11 protein-coding genes and 3 pseudogenes are annotated in these 15,704 nt (G+C 58.6%); 11 read left to right on the top strand and 3 right to left on the bottom strand.

From position 1 onward, the window contains the following. Positions 1-133 (top strand): annotated as a pseudogene (locus AC244_RS37265) (transposase); the annotation flags it as partial. On the opposite strand, the pseudogene AC244_RS35735 reads toward AC244_RS37265, so the two are convergent. Both AC244_RS35735 and AC244_RS27460 read right to left on the bottom strand, forming a co-directional pair. After that, positions 129-400, bottom strand: a pseudogene (locus tag AC244_RS35735) (methyl-accepting chemotaxis protein); the annotation flags it as partial. The pseudogenes AC244_RS37265 and AC244_RS35735 overlap by 5 nt on opposite strands. Beyond that, positions 401-767: pseudogene (locus AC244_RS27460) on the bottom strand (transposase); the annotation flags it as partial. Positions 768-1,311: 544 nt separating this feature from the next. On the opposite strand from AC244_RS27460, the gene AC244_RS35730 reads away from it, so the two are divergent. Next, entirely contained in the window at positions 1,312-1,842 is a 531-nt protein-coding gene (locus tag AC244_RS35730) for a ThiF family adenylyltransferase (protein WP_082367180.1), read from the top strand. Positions 1,843-2,614: 772 nt separating this feature from the next. Here AC244_RS35730 and AC244_RS27450 read toward each other — a convergent pair. After that, the gene (locus tag AC244_RS27450; protein WP_268750785.1) at positions 2,615-3,580 is read right to left on the bottom strand and encodes a LysR family transcriptional regulator; all 966 of its coding nucleotides are present in this window, start codon (positions 3,578-3,580) and stop codon (positions 2,615-2,617) included. A gap of 108 nt (positions 3,581-3,688) precedes the next feature. Between AC244_RS27450 and AC244_RS27445 the strand changes: the two genes are divergently transcribed. From AC244_RS27445 to AC244_RS27405, 9 genes are all read left to right on the top strand, one after another. Then, the gene (locus AC244_RS27445; protein WP_053251990.1) at positions 3,689-5,176 is read left to right on the top strand and encodes an aldehyde dehydrogenase; all 1,488 of its coding nucleotides are present in this window, start codon (positions 3,689-3,691) and stop codon (positions 5,174-5,176) included. Positions 5,177-5,187: 11 nt separating this feature from the next. Further along, positions 5,188-6,852 carry a class I adenylate-forming enzyme family protein gene (locus AC244_RS27440; RefSeq protein ID WP_053252000.1) on the top strand — a complete coding sequence of 555 codons (1,665 nt, stop codon included), beginning with the start codon at positions 5,188-5,190 and terminating at the stop codon, positions 6,850-6,852. Next, positions 6,845-8,467 carry a phytoene desaturase family protein gene (locus tag AC244_RS27435; RefSeq protein ID WP_234717043.1) on the top strand — a complete coding sequence of 541 codons (1,623 nt, stop codon included), beginning with the start codon at positions 6,845-6,847 and terminating at the stop codon, positions 8,465-8,467. The genes AC244_RS27440 and AC244_RS27435 overlap by 8 nt, the downstream gene beginning before the upstream one ends. 4 nt (positions 8,468-8,471) lie before the next feature. Next, positions 8,472-9,374 (top strand): amidohydrolase family protein, encoded by a 903-nt coding sequence (locus tag AC244_RS27430; protein ID WP_234717042.1) that lies wholly within the window; start codon positions 8,472-8,474, stop codon positions 9,372-9,374. 37 nt (positions 9,375-9,411) lie between these two features. Next, positions 9,412-11,013: an ABC transporter substrate-binding protein gene (locus AC244_RS27425; protein WP_053251988.1), complete on the top strand. Its 1,602-nt coding sequence runs from the start codon at positions 9,412-9,414 to the stop codon at positions 11,011-11,013. An 82-nt stretch (positions 11,014-11,095) separates the two neighbouring features. Continuing rightward, a complete protein-coding gene (locus tag AC244_RS27420) occupies positions 11,096-12,070 on the top strand; it encodes an ABC transporter permease (RefSeq protein ID WP_053251987.1) in 975 nt (324 codons plus the stop codon). Positions 12,071-12,159: 89 nt separating this feature from the next. Continuing rightward, positions 12,160-12,951 carry an ABC transporter permease gene (locus AC244_RS27415; protein ID WP_321166235.1) on the top strand — a complete coding sequence of 264 codons (792 nt, stop codon included), beginning with the start codon at positions 12,160-12,162 and terminating at the stop codon, positions 12,949-12,951. Then, entirely contained in the window at positions 12,941-14,584 is a 1,644-nt protein-coding gene (locus tag AC244_RS27410) for an ABC transporter ATP-binding protein (protein ID WP_053251997.1), read from the top strand. Before AC244_RS27415 ends, AC244_RS27410 begins: the two co-directional genes overlap by 11 nt. Beyond that, positions 14,581-15,675, top strand: a complete 1,095-nt coding sequence (locus AC244_RS27405) for a Zn-dependent alcohol dehydrogenase (RefSeq protein ID WP_053251986.1) — start codon at positions 14,581-14,583, stop codon at positions 15,673-15,675. The genes AC244_RS27410 and AC244_RS27405 overlap by 4 nt, the downstream gene beginning before the upstream one ends. Positions 15,676-15,704: the final 29 nt, after the last annotated feature.

The raw sequence follows: 15,704 nt of genomic DNA, 5'->3' as shown, positions 1-15,704 counted from the left end.
TCGCTCGGCAGTCGACGATCCGGGTCGGTTCGAAAAGTCCCGCACCGTCGGTGCGTATTTTGGACTGACGCCCAAGAAATACCAGTCGGGAGAGACCGACATCGACGGCGGAGTAACCAAGGTCGGCACTGCAACCCGGAAGCGTTAATCAAGGTCTTGATCTCCTTTGCTGCCGTAGCCGAACGTTGCGCCAGTTCGCGTACTCCTGTGCGACTACCGCAAAGCCCTTACCGGCCTCACCAGCTCGGGCTGCTTCGACCCCTGCGTTGAGGGCCAGGAGGTTTGTCTGGAATGCGATGTCGTCGATCACGCCGATGATCCGAGCAACTTCCGTCGAGCCTTGCTCGATACCCTTCATGGACGCGATAGCTCTGCGGACAATCTCTCCAGATTCCTCTGCACTGACGCCGAGAAGCTTTGCCTGACGAACGACCGACAGTTCGTGTTTGCGGTTGATCATTTCTTTCCGCTCAGCAGCCCGGCTTTGCCGAGCGCACCGGATAAAAAATCATTCTCAAGCGTCAGTTCTCCGATCTTGGCATGGAGTGTTTTCACATCGACGGTGGGTGCCGTGGGCTACGCGCAGTCTCATCGCCGAAAACACCCGTCGCCCCCTCAAGGAGCTGGTCCTTCCAATGCTTGATCTGATTGGCGTGCACGTCGAACTGCTGCGACAATTCCACAAGGGTCTGCTCACCCCTCAACGCTGCAAGTGCCACTTTCGCCTTGAAAGCCGGGCTGTGGTTCCGGCGCGGTCGTCTCGTCATGCTCTCTCCTGTTTCCGGCATTTAAGCCAAAGTCAGGCAGAAATTCCACTTATACCGGCTGTCCGATTTTTCCGAGCCAGCTCTATGCCCGTTATCTCTGCCGACGAACTGCACCGCACAGCTAAATATTTTATGGGCAGCGGAAAGGCGACCAGCCACGGCGAAGCCATGACGATTCTTGAGTCCTTCAGCCTATCAATACGGGCCTCCGAATCGATGGTATCGTCTGCCTTGGAACAAACCGCTTTGTTCACGTTGGTGAATCTGGCGTCGAGAACCTTCCTTGGTGGTGTCGAAGTTGTAGGTGCGCCCGATCGCGTAACAACATCGCCGCTGTGTGAGGGCCGGAATATTCGGGATGTCGTCGTTGAACTTGGAGGCAAGCTTTCCACCTGCGCTGGGGAATGCGCGACACGCACGACCGTGCTCATAGGCAATGCGGCACCTGCGTCAAACGGAGCGCCGCAATGGCGTCTGACATGGAGCGGCTGGCGCGGCGGCGTAGTGATGGAAGGGCAGAAACGGCTCGACGAGCAGCAGGCGATTGGCCTTGCACCTGTCCTCGTCGCAGCGGTGTGCGCTGCTGAGGCATTCGCGTTCTTCTCGAATCGGCCTCGGCAACCTTGGACAAGCGTATGCCTGGGCCAAAGCGTCGCTCGATTTCGGTGGAGCAGAGAAGGCCAGACTCATGCTTCAGGACATCGACAGAATAGCTGCCTCCAATTACAGCACTTCGCTATTGTCGTTCCCAAAAGATGTGGGAACAAAGAAAGCGCGTGTCATGGCAAGATGGCTCGAGGAGCGGGGTTTTGACACCATGCTCGAAGAACGCCTGTTCGGCGACTGGAGTCGACGCACAATGTTGGAGCCGGGCGTTGCACTGTGCGGCGTTGACAACGCTGAGGCTCGTTGTGCTCTCGATTCGGCCGGATTCGGCCTCGTTGTGGAAGCCGGCCTCGATTCCTTTCAAAAGCATCGGTGTCCATACGTTTCCCGCATCGAGAAACGCAGGCCTTATTTGGGGACGGCAAATCGGCCAGTCGAATCCGTCCTTTCGGGATGCGCCGGCATATGACTCGCTCGCCAAAGATGGGATGAACAAGTGTGGGCTCGTTCGCCTGGCGACCCGGACGATCGCCGTACCGTTTGTCGGGTTGATAGCGGGCTGTATCGCTGTGTCCGAGGTGCTTCGTAGATTGCATTTTGGCATGGCGGTAGAAGTCTTGTCTGTATCGACGCTTGCTCTCGCCGATGCTGAGACTGTCTGGGCGACGGACGCAGGCCCGTATGCGTTTGGCTTTGTCAAGGGCCGGCGTTCGGTGGAACCCGGAGCTGTTCCTCGTTGACCGACAAACGCACTGACCGACAAACGCACCGCCAAAAGAGAAGGATCAAAAACGCTTCGAGCGGCACGAGCCTGTCGACCGCAAGTCCGAGAGGCGATGCTCGATATTGTGCTTGGCGGCTGTCGCTCTAACGCGTTATTGCGGCCCGCATCAAAAGGCCACGCTCTAAGCATTGGAGCGTGGCCTCATTGTTGACGCTTGATCAGTACTTAATATGTTCAACCAGCGGGCCGAGCCACTTGCGCTGGATTTTCTTAATCTCGCCGGACTCGTCGAGCTGGCGAAGAACAACATTCACATACTGCTGGAAGTTTTGTCCTGGCTAAGACAGGTCCACAATCAATCGCCGTCGACCTAGAACTGATCGGTTCGAAAGTCTCAAGGGCAACGTACGAGGGTCCTGTCCAGCGGGCATTCCTTGAGATCGTATATACGGAGGCATCGCTCAGATCGCAAGAACGTAGGCGACGAGATTGGTTGCGGTGGGGTTGCGAAGCGATGCTAGGCTTTGTCATCCAGCAGGCGGTTGGAGGCCGGCGTGACCTCTTCCATCTTACGGGTGAGCTCGTCTCGGATCACGCTGAGCAGTTCTTTGGCGGCAAGGGACAATGGCCTATTTGGCGGAATGATGAAGCGCGGTTTGATCTCGATGGTGGGCCGCAATTTCCTAATTACCAAGTTGGGAAACAGGTTCGATATCGCCGTAAACGGATCGATTAAGGCAACTCCCACACCTTCGTCGACAAGTGAACATGCCACGAGTGATTGGTTCGTGGAAATCGCAATCTCAAGCCCACCGTTCGGCTTCTGGAATTTCTGGCGCAGTTGCGCACCCACCAAGGTCTCCTCGAAAAACGAAATCAGGGTCTGTCCCTGCAGGTCGTCGAGCCCGATCGCTCCCTTGACCGCGAGCGGGTGATCGCGCCTCATGATGCAGCAGACCTGCGCAGAGCAGATGATCTCGGTCTCAAGGGAACCCTCGATTGTCGCCGCATCCGCGAGACCGAAGTCGACCTGGTTGTTTCCGACGTCCTCGACGACCTGTCGCGTCGCCATCGCCCTGATCTTGATCTGGATGTTCTGTCGCTTCGACCGATATTTTGCGACCGATGGCACGACAATGGATGCCGCCAGCGTTGTCGCCGTCGCGATCGATATCTGTCCGGCATGCCCGCGTCCGATTTGCCCGGCCAATAGTTCGACCTGCTCGATCGCTGAGAAGACGCCATCGACTTTGGGCATCAGGAGGAGGCTCTCCGTGGTGGCTTGGAGACGGCCCTTCACACGCTCAAACAGAGGGACTCCGATCTCCCATTCGATCTGCTGGAGAGTCTTTGTAACCGAAGGCTGTGATACCGCGAGCATGCGCGCCGCGCCTGAAACGCTTCCCGTCTTCATGACCGCCCGAAAAACCGCCAAATGTCGTACGTTTATCAAGATGTTACCCCCTGTGTTCCAACGCCGCACCCATAACTTATTCGCATTTTTGTGATTCCACCTTTGTATTATTTCGCTGACATCTCAAGTGGTAGCTTGGCTGAAATTCATGAAACCGTCACAAAGGACCGAACGTGTATGGGCGCTGAATCCAACATCCTCAAAACTCTCCCCAAGGCAGTGAAGCTGCCGACCCAATCCTTCATCGGCGGGAAGCATGTCAGCGCGCGTTCCGGCGCTACTCTTGAGTGTATCTTCCCCGGCGACGGCAAAGTGATCGGTGAAGTCGCGGCTTGCGACGAAGTCGATGTGGACCTTGCGGTGAGGTCGGCTCGGGAGGCGTTCGGGTCCGGCCGTTGGTCGCGGATGGCCCCGCAGGAGCGCCGCAAGATCATGCTGCGCTTTTCCGAGCTCATTCTCGCAAACCGTGAGGAACTAGGTATTCTCGAGACCCTCAACGTTGGCAAGCCCATCGTCAATGCGACCAACGGCGATATCCCATCCGCCGCAAATTGCGTGGCCTGGTTCGGCGAAGCGATCGACAAAATTTACGGTGAAGTCGGTCCTACCAGCGACGATCTGATGGCTGTGGTCACCCGGGAGCCGCTGGGCGTTGTGGCCGCGATCGTGCCGTGGAACTACCCATTGTCGATGGCCGCGTGGAAGTTCGCTCCCGCACTTATCGCCGGAAATAGCGTTGTCCTGAAGCCGGCCGAGCAGTCCCCTTACACTGCGCTCCGGATCGCCGAACTCGCACTCGAAGCTGGCATTCCCGAGGGTGTCTTCAATGTCGTGTCGGGCTTTGGTAAAACGGCCGGCCAGGCCCTCGGCCGCCACATGGACGTGGACTGCGTGACCTTCACTGGCTCCACTCAGGTGGGAAAAATGTTCCTGATCTATGCCGGCCAGAGCAACGGTAAGCGTGTCAGTCTCGAGCTTGGCGGCAAGTCGCCGCAAGTTGTCTTGGCCGACGCCGATCTCGACGCGGCCGCCGCCAGCATCGCCGCAGGTATATTCGCCAATGCAGGTCAGGTCTGCAATGCGGGCTCCCGTGTGATTGTTGAGGAGTCAGTCAAGGATGCCCTCGTCGAGAAAGTCACGAAGCACGCCGAAGCTCTGCGGGTCGGCAATCCCTTCGACGTCGAAACCAAGATGGGGCCGCTCGTCAGCCGCGAACAGTACGAGCGCGTACTCTCCTACATGGAAATCGGCGTCCAGCAGGGAGCGAGAATCGCCACGGGTGGCGGTAAAACACTGGTCGAGTCGGGCGGCTACTTCGTGCAGCCGACGATCTTTGACAACGTCCGCAACGACATGCGGATCGCACAGGAGGAAATCTTCGGACCTGTCCTCTCTGTGATTTCGGTCAAGGACGCCGAGCAGGCCGTAAAGGTCGCCAACGATACGGTCTACGGTCTGGCGGCAGGTGTATGGACCGAGAACATCCGAATCGCGCAGCGCGTGGCAAAGGGAATCCGAGCGGGCGTCGTCTGGGTGAATTGCTTCGACCGCGGCAATATGTCCGTACCGTTCGGCGGCTTCAAGCAGTCCGGCCATGGCCGCGACAAGTCGCTCCACGCGATCGACAAGTACACCGACTGGAAGGCGACCTGGTTCGCATCGTGAGGGACGCCGTCGTGAAGCGTGTTGAAGTAGTGTCCACGAAGGTGGAATCCCATGATGAAAGACGAGCTCGCATTGAAAGCGAGCCGTTACCACAGAACATTGCGGCGCTCGTGCGCGCCGCTACGTCTGCTGACGAAGAAAAGCTGCTGTGGCACTTTCTCGCGACTGACGAGAAGATGACCTATCGCGATCTCGAGCCGACTCTCAACCGCCTTGCGGCCGGTTTCGCGCGGGCCGGCATCGGCAGGGGTGTGCACGTTGCAGTCATGCTTCCCAATATCGCCGCAATGCCGCTCAGCTGGCTTGCCATCGGCATGCTCGGTGCGGTTATGGTGCCTGTCAACAACAGCTACAGCAAGCGCGAGGTTGAGTACGTAATCGGAAACAGCGAGGCAACGTTCGTCATCACTTCGGGCGAGACGCTGAGCCTTGTTGAAGAGGTCATCTCCGCCGGCGCGACGAAGTTACGAGTTGAAAACGTAATTGTCGTGGGTGACGACGTCGAGCGGCCCCATCATTCGTTCTCGGAATTGGTCCAGACCGATCCCTCAGGCCTAATCCTGCCGGATGTCGGACACGACGACCTCCTGAACATCCAGTACACCTCCGGGACGACTGGCTTTCCGAAGGGTTGCATGCTCACCCAGCGGTACTGGCTCAGTGCGGGCAAAGTGAACGCCTTCCGCGACGGGCGCGCTTACCGGAAGATTTTCGCGTCGACCCCCTTCTACTACATGGACCCACAGTGGCTCCTGTTGATGTCGCTCTATCAGGGTGCGACGCTCATCGTCGAGAAGCGGCAGAGCGCTTCCCGCTTCATGTCGTGGATCAGGGACAACGACATCGAATTCTGCCTGCTTCCCGTCCTGACTCTCAAGCAGGACCCGTCTCCTCTGGACAGCCAAAACAAAGTCATCCGTGCAAACGTGTATGGTGTTCCAACCCACCTCCACACGGCGCTGGAGGAGCGGTTCGATCTTTGTGCTCGTGAAGCTTTCGGCATGACCGAGATCGGTCCCACACTCTACGTTCCGATCGAAGCGACCCAAATGGTCGGCTCCGGTTCTTGCGGCATTCCCTGTCCATTCCGCGAGTGCAAGATCGTCGACGAAAGCGGCCACGAGGTTGCGCATGGCACCGTCGGCGAGCTCGTAGTGCGCGGACTGGGCATTATGACGGGATACTATAATAATCCTCAGGCCACCCAAGCGGCATTCCGTGACGGCTGGTTCCGAACGGGTGACCTGTTCCGACAGGACGCCGGAGGGTTCTTCTACATCGTGGGCCGCATCAAGGACACCATCCGGCGGAGTGGAGAAAACATCGCCGCACGCGAAGTCGAGTCGGTTCTTCTATCGTGCGACCTGGTCTCAGAGGCTGCCGCGATCCCGGTCAAGGACCCTGTCAGAGGCGAAGAGATCAAGGCCATTATCGTGTGGCAGGAAGGCATCTCGGGCGTACAGGACAACTTGGAAGCCCTGATTGACCACTGCAGGGGCAACCTCGCTCCGTTCAAGGTTCCTCGCTACTTCGAGACGCGGCAGGCTTTGCCCAAGACAGGCTCGTCCAAGGTGGCCAAGCACTTGCTGGTCGCGGAGTCCGAGCCTCTCGCGAACACTTTCGACCGTCAGGCGCAGCCTGCCGAAGCACTGGCAGGAGGTGTCGGTAATGTATGACGCGATCATTGTTGGCGCGGGACACAATGGTCTCGTTTGCGGAGCGTATCTAGCGAAGGCCGGCTTGAAGGTTGTCAACGTCGAGCGGCGATCCCTTCAGGGTGGCGCTTGCGTGAGTGAGGAGTCATGGCCGGGCTACAGGGTGTCGACTGGTGCGTATCTCATGTCTCTGATGCAGCCGAAGATCATTCTTGATCTCGAACTCCAGAAACACGGTCTTGAGGTCCTTGCCCACTCGCCCACATTCGTCCCGTTCGACGACGGCCGGTCGATTGTGTTCTGGGGCGATCTCGCGAAGACCTGCGCGGAATTCGCGAAGTTCTCTGAACGTGACGCCGCAGCCTATCCGAAGTTCCGCCAGAACCTCGAGCGGCTGATGCCATTCGTGCGCGATATCATCTGGGAAACACCACTCGATCCCTCCGATCTGTCCCTGAAAGGGATGATGAGGACCGGCGGATTCGCTTGGAGATACAAGAAGCACGCCGACGCAATCCACGAGCTCTACGATATCCTGACGATGAGCGCTTTCGACTACCTTTCGAGGTGGTTCGAAAGCGACGAGGTCATCACTGCGCTTGGCTACTATGTGACCGGCGGCGGCACAAACCGCTCTATGAAGATGCCGGCGACCGCATTCGCACTTCTTCGACCGCTCCTGCGAGATAACGGGACTCCCGCCGGTGCGGGCGGTTTGATCCGAGGCGGTATGGGCAGCGTCTCCGACGCCATCGCGCAATCTGGGGCGAAGCACGGGCTAGAAGTCCGCACGGGCAGCCCGGTTGAGGAAATCCTCGTGTCATCCGGCAAGGTCACCGGCGTTCGACTGGAATCGGGCGAGGTCATACAGGGCCGTTGTGTGATCTCAAACGCGGACGCTAAGACGACCTTTCTCAAGCTCGTCTGCAATTCGCCCTACGAAGACAGTTTCGAGCGCGACGTCAAGGGGATCAGGACGAAGTCGTCCATCTTCAAAATTCACCTTGCTCTCTCGAAGCTACCGAAATTCACCGCGTTCTCTCCCGAGGACCGAGGCTTCGCCTATCCCGGCTCCATAAGGATCGGGACGACGGTTGCCTATATGGAGGAGGCGTTCCATTCGCACCTTGGGGGCCATCCGTCGGAGAACCCGTTCCTCACGATCATGATCCCCAGCCTTTACGACGAGACCGTCGCCCCGCCGGGCATGCACCTCATGCAGATTATGGGCGGCCATGCGCCGTGCACGACCCAACGCATGTCGTTGCCGGAGATGAGGCAACGCTTGCTGGAGACCGCGATACGCACAATCGCCCGCCATGCGCCAGATTTTAACGCGGACATGATCGTGCATAGCGAAGTGCTCACACCGTTGGATTTGCAGGAACGGTTCGGGCTTCCAGACGGCCACGTCCACCATGGCGATCTCACACTGGATCAGACGTTCTTCCAGCGGCCGGTCGGCGGTTATGCCGATTACAGATCGCCCATCGACGGCCTCTATCTCTGCGGATCGGCAGCTCATCCGGGCGGCGGCGTGACGGGTGTGCCTGGCCACAATGCTGCTCGCGAAGTCCTGCGGGACCTGAAGAAGAGGGGACCGGTGCTCGACATGTTGACCAAGGTCGGAGGCTGACGAAATGAGTGATCTGATGAACGACGTATCCTCAAGCGCGGAATTTGGCCTGATCGACTATTCAAGCAAGCCCCCCCTCAAGGAGCTATCCATCAAGTCGGGGCATTTGTCGAACTACGACCGTGTGTACAGCAGCGTCATCGATGCTGAAACTGAGGCGTCCGAAAACGCGCTGGAAACCTATCTCGGCACTTATGACCGCGTCGGCGCGAGCCATGTCGTGATCAAGGCACGCGACCTTGAGACGACCTTCGGCAGGAAGATATCCAACGAGGATGTCGCGGAGTTCTGCAGGACACATGGACCTCGTTACATTGGCTTCGCCGGCGTCGATCCACACAAAGGGATGGCCGCCGTCCGCGAGCTCGAATACTCGGTGAAGGAACTCGGACTTCGGGGGCTGAACATTCAGTGCTTCGAGCACAAGGTCGCCATCAACGACAGACGGCTTTACCCCCTTTATGCGAAGTGCGCCGAGCTCGCGATCCCCGTGAATGTTCACTGCGGCATCAACTTCTCCTCCGACACGACCATGGCTTTCGGTCAGCCATCGCTGCTTGACGAGGTAATGATCCACTTTCCAGAACTAAAGGTCTGCGCCGCTCCTCCCGGATGGCCTTGGGTCCATGAATTGATCGGCGTCGCCTGGAAGCACCCCAATCTCTGGATCGGCGTCGTCTTTATTCGCCCGAAGGTCCTGTCGATCCCGAACTCGGGATACGAACCGCTGCTTCAGTATGGAAAAGGGTTGCTCAAGGACCGGATGATCTTTGGGTCGGGATATCCGACTCTTCCCCTTTCGAGTGCGCTTGAGGAGATCGACGGCCTTGGACTGAAGCCCGAGGTGAAGCGCGCGTGGCTTCACGGGAATGCCGCCCGTTTCCTCGGGCTGGAAACTGCAAACTAAACAAACGGGAACAATTCATCGAACCGGGAGAAATGCGATGACGGAATTTGACAGACTTGCAGGCATGGTGATGAGGGGCGCGATCTCGCGCCGCGACTTCTTGGGCAGGACCGCGGCCATATCGGCTTTGAGTGTGCTGCCTGCCGCCCTGATAGCCCCATCTGTTGCGCGAGCAGAACCCAAGCGCGGTGGGAAAATCCGCTTCGGCATGTCGGACGGCTCGGCCACCGACTCTCTTGATCCGGGCCTTTGGCCGGGAAGCTTCGCGCAGTGCGCGCTCGGTGGCGCGATGTGCAACAACCTCACTGAAATCCTGCCCGACGGCTCCATCGTCGGTGACATTGCCGAAAGTTTTGAGGCGGCCGACAACTCGAGCCGCTGGGTGTTCAAGATCAGGTCCGGTGTCACGTTTCACAACGGCAAGAGCTTGACCACGGATGACGTCATTCATTCGATCCAGCACCATATGGGCAAGGATTCCAAGTCGGCTGCGAAGTCGCTTCTCGAGCAGATCGAGGAGATCAAGGTGGACGGTCCGAACTCCGTCCAGTTCAAGCTCAAGGGACCGAGCCCGGATTTCTCCTACATGATGGCAGACTATCACCTGCCCATCCTGCCTTCGAAGTTGGGCGGTGGCATCGACATCAGCGCCCCGATGGGCACGGGCGCGTTCGTGATGCAGGGCTATTCGCCCGGCAACTCCGCGAAGCTCTCGCGGAATCCGAACTACCACAAGGAAAACAAGCCCTACCTCGATGAGGTCGAATTCATTCCGATCCTCGACGTCGCCGCCCGAGCGAACGCGCTGATGACGGGCGAGATCGACTTCATGCAGGATTGCGACCTCAAGACGTTGGGTCTGCTCAAGCGCCGCAAGGAGATCAAAATCCAGGACATCGCGAGCACCCGCCACTACACGTTCGACATGAACACCCAGCTCGAGCCGTTCAACAACCCCGATGTTCGTGAGGCGATCAAATACGCATTCCCTCGCGACGAGATCATCGAAAAGGTGTTCCTGGGCACGGCGCGCGTGGGCAACGACAACAACGTCGCCTCATCGATGAAGTTCTTCGCTGAGACGCCCCCGCAATACGCCTACGACCCGGCCAAGGCGAAGGAGCTCCTCAAGAAGGCGGGCCTCGAAACCGTGACCGTCAACCTTTCGGTCGCGGAAGCCGGCTTCCCCGGAGCCACCGACGCCGCCGTTTTGTTTAAGGCGCGTGCCGAGGCCGCTGGTGTCATCGTCAATATCGTCCGGGAGGCAGATGACGGTTACTGGAGCAAGATTTTCTTGCAGAAGCCGTTCTATGCGGTCGAGTGGTACGGTCGCGCGACTGTCGACTGGCTATATTCGACGACCATGATCGACGGTGCGCCCTGGAACACAACGAAGTTCAATAACCCACGCTTCGAGGAGCTGTACAAGGCGGCGCGATCCGAGGCCGATGACACGAAGAAGGCGGCGATGTATGCGGAAATGCAGCAGATCGTGCACGACGATGGCGGTATGATCACAGTTGCCTTCCTCAGCTACCTGAACGCCGTTTCCGAGAAGGTCAGGTTCGGAGATGTCGGAGGCATCTTCCCCGGCGACAACACCCGAATGGCGGAACGCTGGTGGGTCGACGAGGCCTGATCCGCATCGAAGTCAACCGAGCCAGCCGACGTCTCGACGTCGGCCGGCATCACCTATCTACGACTATTGGGATTGCTGTGGAATGTTCAAGAACCCGGCACTTAACCTCGTTTTGACGAGGATTGTTTTTGGAGTCGTGTCGCTTCTCGCGGTATCGGCCATCATCTTCTTCACGATAAGTCTGCTGCCGGGCGACTTCGCTTCGGAGGTCCTCGGGCAATCTGCCACCCCTGAGGTGGTCGAAAGTATCCGACGACAGTTGGGTCTGAACGAACCACTGCTGTCGCGCTACATCCAGTGGCTGCTAGGCTTCCTATCAGGCGACCTGGGCCTATCCTACGCCAGCTCGGACGGTCAATTCATAACCGTCAGTTCCGTAGTCGGCGATCGGCTCGGTTACTCTCTCCTGCTTGCCGGTATCACCGCCTTGATCGCCGTTCCGGTCTCGGTCGTTCTCGGTATTTTCTGCGCCGTACACCGTGGCAAGTTCATCGAGCGCGTACTGAACTCGAGCACGCTCGCTTCGATCTCGATGCCGGAATTCATGGTTGCCTACGTACTCATGTTCTTCCTCGGCGTCCAGCTAGGTTGGCTTCCGACGCTTTCCAAGGTCGATTGGCAGATGCCCTGGACTGAACTGGTTCTGCGTATCAGTCTTCCAGTCCTCACCCTGACCTTGACGATTATGGCCCACATGCTCCGGATGACACGCGCGGCCATCATCGGCGTGATGTCCCAGCCCTATATCGAGATGGCCCGTTGTAAGGGGCTCTCGCTTGGCAGGATAGTCTTCAAGCACGCTTTGCCCAACGCCTGGGCCCCGATCGTCAACGTCATCGCGTTCAACCTCTCCTACCTCATCGTGGGCGTGGTCGTCATCGAAACGGTGTTCAACTATCCTGGCATCGGACAGACGATGGTAGATGCCGTTCGGGCGCGAGATGTTCCCGTCGTGCAGGCCTGCGCACTCATTTTCGCGGCGACCTATATCGTCTTCAACACCTTCGCCGATCTGACGGCGACGCTCTCCAATCCGAGGCTGTTGTATCCGAGATGAACCCATTACCCTTCAAAGCACAGACCTCCGACGCGATGTCGGTATGGCGCACCTTCATCAGAAAGCTAGGCCAAGCTCCGATCTTCGCCTTGTCTGCCGCTGTCGTCGTCATCGGCGTGATCTGCATCGCCGTGTTCGCGCCATGGATCGCCCCGTACGGCGAGGCCGAAATCGTCTCCCAGATTCCGTTCGACACATGGTCGTCCCAGTTTCCGTTGGGGACCGACCAGCTCGGCCGTGACGTCCTTAGCCGCCTCATTTACGGGGCTCGCAATTCGGTCGGCATCGCGCTGGTCACGACCATTCTCGCCTTCACCATAGGAGGCGTCCTTGGCATGGCGGCGGCCCTCGCCGGCGGCGTGGTCGATAACCTTATGTCCCGTTGTGTCGACATCCTCATGTCAATCCCGCAACTCGTATTCGCCCTGGTCCTGTTGGCCATCTTCGGGGCTTCCATCCCGAACCTCATCATGATCATCGCGGTTCTCGACGCCACCCGTGTCTACCGCATCGCCCGCGCGACCGCCGCTAACGTGGTCGTGATGGAATACGTGGCTGCAGCGCAGTTGCGCGGCGAGACGTCGACATGGATCGTTTTGAGGGAAATCCTCCCCAATGTCTCACCGACATTGGTCGCGGAGTTCGGACTGCGCTTCTGCTTCATCTTCCTTACCATTTCGGCCCTGTCGTTCCTCGGCGTCGGTATTCAGCCGCCGACCGCGGATTGGGGATCGATGGTGCGCGAGAACGCCACCCTTATCTCCTATGGAGACATTACGCCACTCGTGCCCGCCGCCGCGATCGCGGTCCTGACAATAAGCGTGAACGTAGTCGTCGATTGGTATCTGGACATCATTCATGGAGGTCGCGATGGCTGCTGAAGCCACCCAAACAGTTCTCGCCGTCGACAGGCTGTGCATAGACGGCTTCAGCGATGGCAACGCTTTTCCGATCGTCCAGGACGTTACCTTTTCGCTGGCGGAGGGCGAGGTTCTCGGCCTCATTGGAGAGTCGGGGGCCGGAAAATCCACTATCGGCCTCGCGACGATTGGAATCCTCAGACCCGGTTGTCGAGTCAGGAGCGGGACCATCAAGTTCGCGGGGCAGGACATCGTCAACGTCCCCGACCGCGTGAGCCGAAAACTGCGAGGCGAACAGATCGCCTATGTGGCCCAAAGCGCAGCGGCCTCGTTCAATCCGGCCCAACGCCTCATGGACCAGGTCATCGAAAGTGTGGTCGTGCATGGTAAGATGTCCGTATTGGAAGCACGCGCCCGCGCCATCGATATCTTCAAACAGCTTCAGCTTCCGAACGCGGACACTTTTGGAAACCGTTTTCCGCATCAAGTCTCGGGAGGGCAGCTACAGCGCGCGATGATCGCGATGGCTATCATGTCGCGTCCCCGGCTTATAGTGTTCGACGAACCGACGACGGCCTTGGACGTCACTACTCAGATCGAGGTGATCGCCGCGATCAAATCCCTCGTTGCAACCAGCAGGTTGACTGCGATCTACATCACCCACGACTTGGCGCTCTGCGCGCAGATCGCCAGTCGAATGCTCGTTCTCAAGGACGGTAGGAAGGTCGAGGAGGCTACGACCCGACAGATGCTGGCCGATCCTCATGAGGAGTATACGAGGACCCTCTGGTCAGTCAGGAATCTCGACAAGGATGCCAATCCTACTTCTGCGTCTATCCTCGACGTGCGAGGTCTCGACGCCTCATATGGAAATATTCAAGTCCTCAAGTCCGTGTCGACCAGGCTCGAGCGCGGACGGACGCTTGCCATCGTGGGCGAATCCGGAAGCGGTAAGTCTACGCTCGCGCGTGTCGTAGCCGGCCTCCACCCGCCGAGCGGGGGTGACATACGCTTTAATGGCGACAAGCTTGGTCCCACTTTCAAGCATCGGTCGAAGGAGACTCTGCGGTCGATTCAGATGATTTTCCAATCAGCGGAGAATGCGCTCAATCCGAGGCAGACCGTTCGCCAACTGGTCGGGAGACAGATTGAGCGTCAGCGCGGTCTCAAGGGAAAAGAGTTGCAAGACGCAACTTTGGAACTTCTTCGCAAGGTCGAGATGGGCCCAAAGTATCTCGACCGTCGTCCGCAACAGCTTTCCGGTGGTGAAAAGCAGAGGGTCGCGATCGCAAGGGCACTGGCGGCGGAGCCGAGCGTGATCATCTGCGATGAAATCACTTCGGCTTTGGACCAGGTGATCCAGCACGACATTCTGAACCTTCTAAACCGTCTCCAGAGCGAGCTGAAGCTGTCCTACATCTTCATCACGCATGACATCGCGGCCGTCAAAGCCGTAGCCGATGAGGTTGCGGTCATGCAGCACGGCGTCGTGGTCGAGCAAGGCGAAAAAGATCAGGTTCTGGACAATCCCAGGACCCCCTACACGAAGCTCCTGTTGTCTTCGGTGCCCGAGATGAACCCGGATTGGTTGGATCGCCTTCTTTCTGAGCGGGCGGCCTCACGAAACGCGAACCTGCACGGAACTGCGGCATGAAATCGAAAGCGGCGCTACTCGTCGACTACAACGCCCCGCTCGTCATCGACGAGGTCGATGTTCAAGGGCCAAAGGAAGGGGAGGTCTTGGTCCGGATCAAGGCCGCCGGCGTATGCCATTCCGACCTCCATGCCATCAACGGCCAGTACACACACAATCTTCCGCTTGTGCTAGGGCACGAAGGCGCTGGGATCGTGGAGGACGTCGGTCAAGGTGTGACGAACGTTCGGCCAGGGGATCACGTCGTGCTTTCGTGGCTGCCAAGCTGCGGCAAATGCCGTCCCTGTCTGCGCGGCAGGCCGGCAAATTGCGAGGATGCGTCTTGGCCGAGTGCCGGTACGCTGAGGGACGGCACGAGCCGCTTTGGCAAAAACGGAAAGACGGTCTTCCACTACGGAGCTACATCCACATTCTCCGAGCTAACCGTGGTTCCGTCGCAATCGGCGGTTCCTGTCGCCCGCGATGCTCCTCTGACGGCTCTGTCCTTGATCGGTTGCGCTGTATCGACCGGTGTCGGCGCGGCATTGAATACCGCGAAATTATCACCGCAGGATCGGGTGGCTGTCGTCGGCTGCGGTGGCGTGGGACTGAACATCGTGCAGGGGGCCCGCATCGCAGGGGCGCAAACGATCGTCGCGGTTGATCGGTCTTCCGAGAACCTGGAACTCGCGCGACGGCTCGGCGCGACGCATCTCGTCAACAGTGAAGAAGGCGACGTCATAGCGAACGTGCAGGCCATCACGGACGGTGGTGTTGATTTCGCATTCGAAGCTGTGGGGCGAAGGGTCACGATAGCCCTTGCGATGGCGCTTTTGGCGCGAGGCGGCCGTCTGGTCCTCGTCGGAATGGCTTCGAGAGAGGAAGTGCTTGGGCTCGACGTGCTTGACACTGTGGTGCGGGAGGTCGGCGTCGTTGGTTGCTGGTACGGATCATGCGACCCCCAGAGGGATTTTCCGCGCCTGGTCGATTTCTACAAATCGGGTTCTCTCAAGCTCGATGAAATGATTGAAGTCCGTCCCCTCGAAGACATCAACTTGGCGTTCTCGAACCTTGCGAAGAGTACTGGTGGAAGAACGGTAATTGCGTTCTGAGCATCGCCCGGATCGCTACACGCGACACA

The sequence above is a fragment of the Ensifer adhaerens genome (assembly GCF_001270265.1).
GTDB lineage: Bacteria > Pseudomonadota > Alphaproteobacteria > Rhizobiales > Rhizobiaceae > Ensifer > Ensifer adhaerens_B.
Note: the sequence above shows the minus strand (reverse complement) of the source record. Positions and strands in the feature narration are given on the sequence as shown.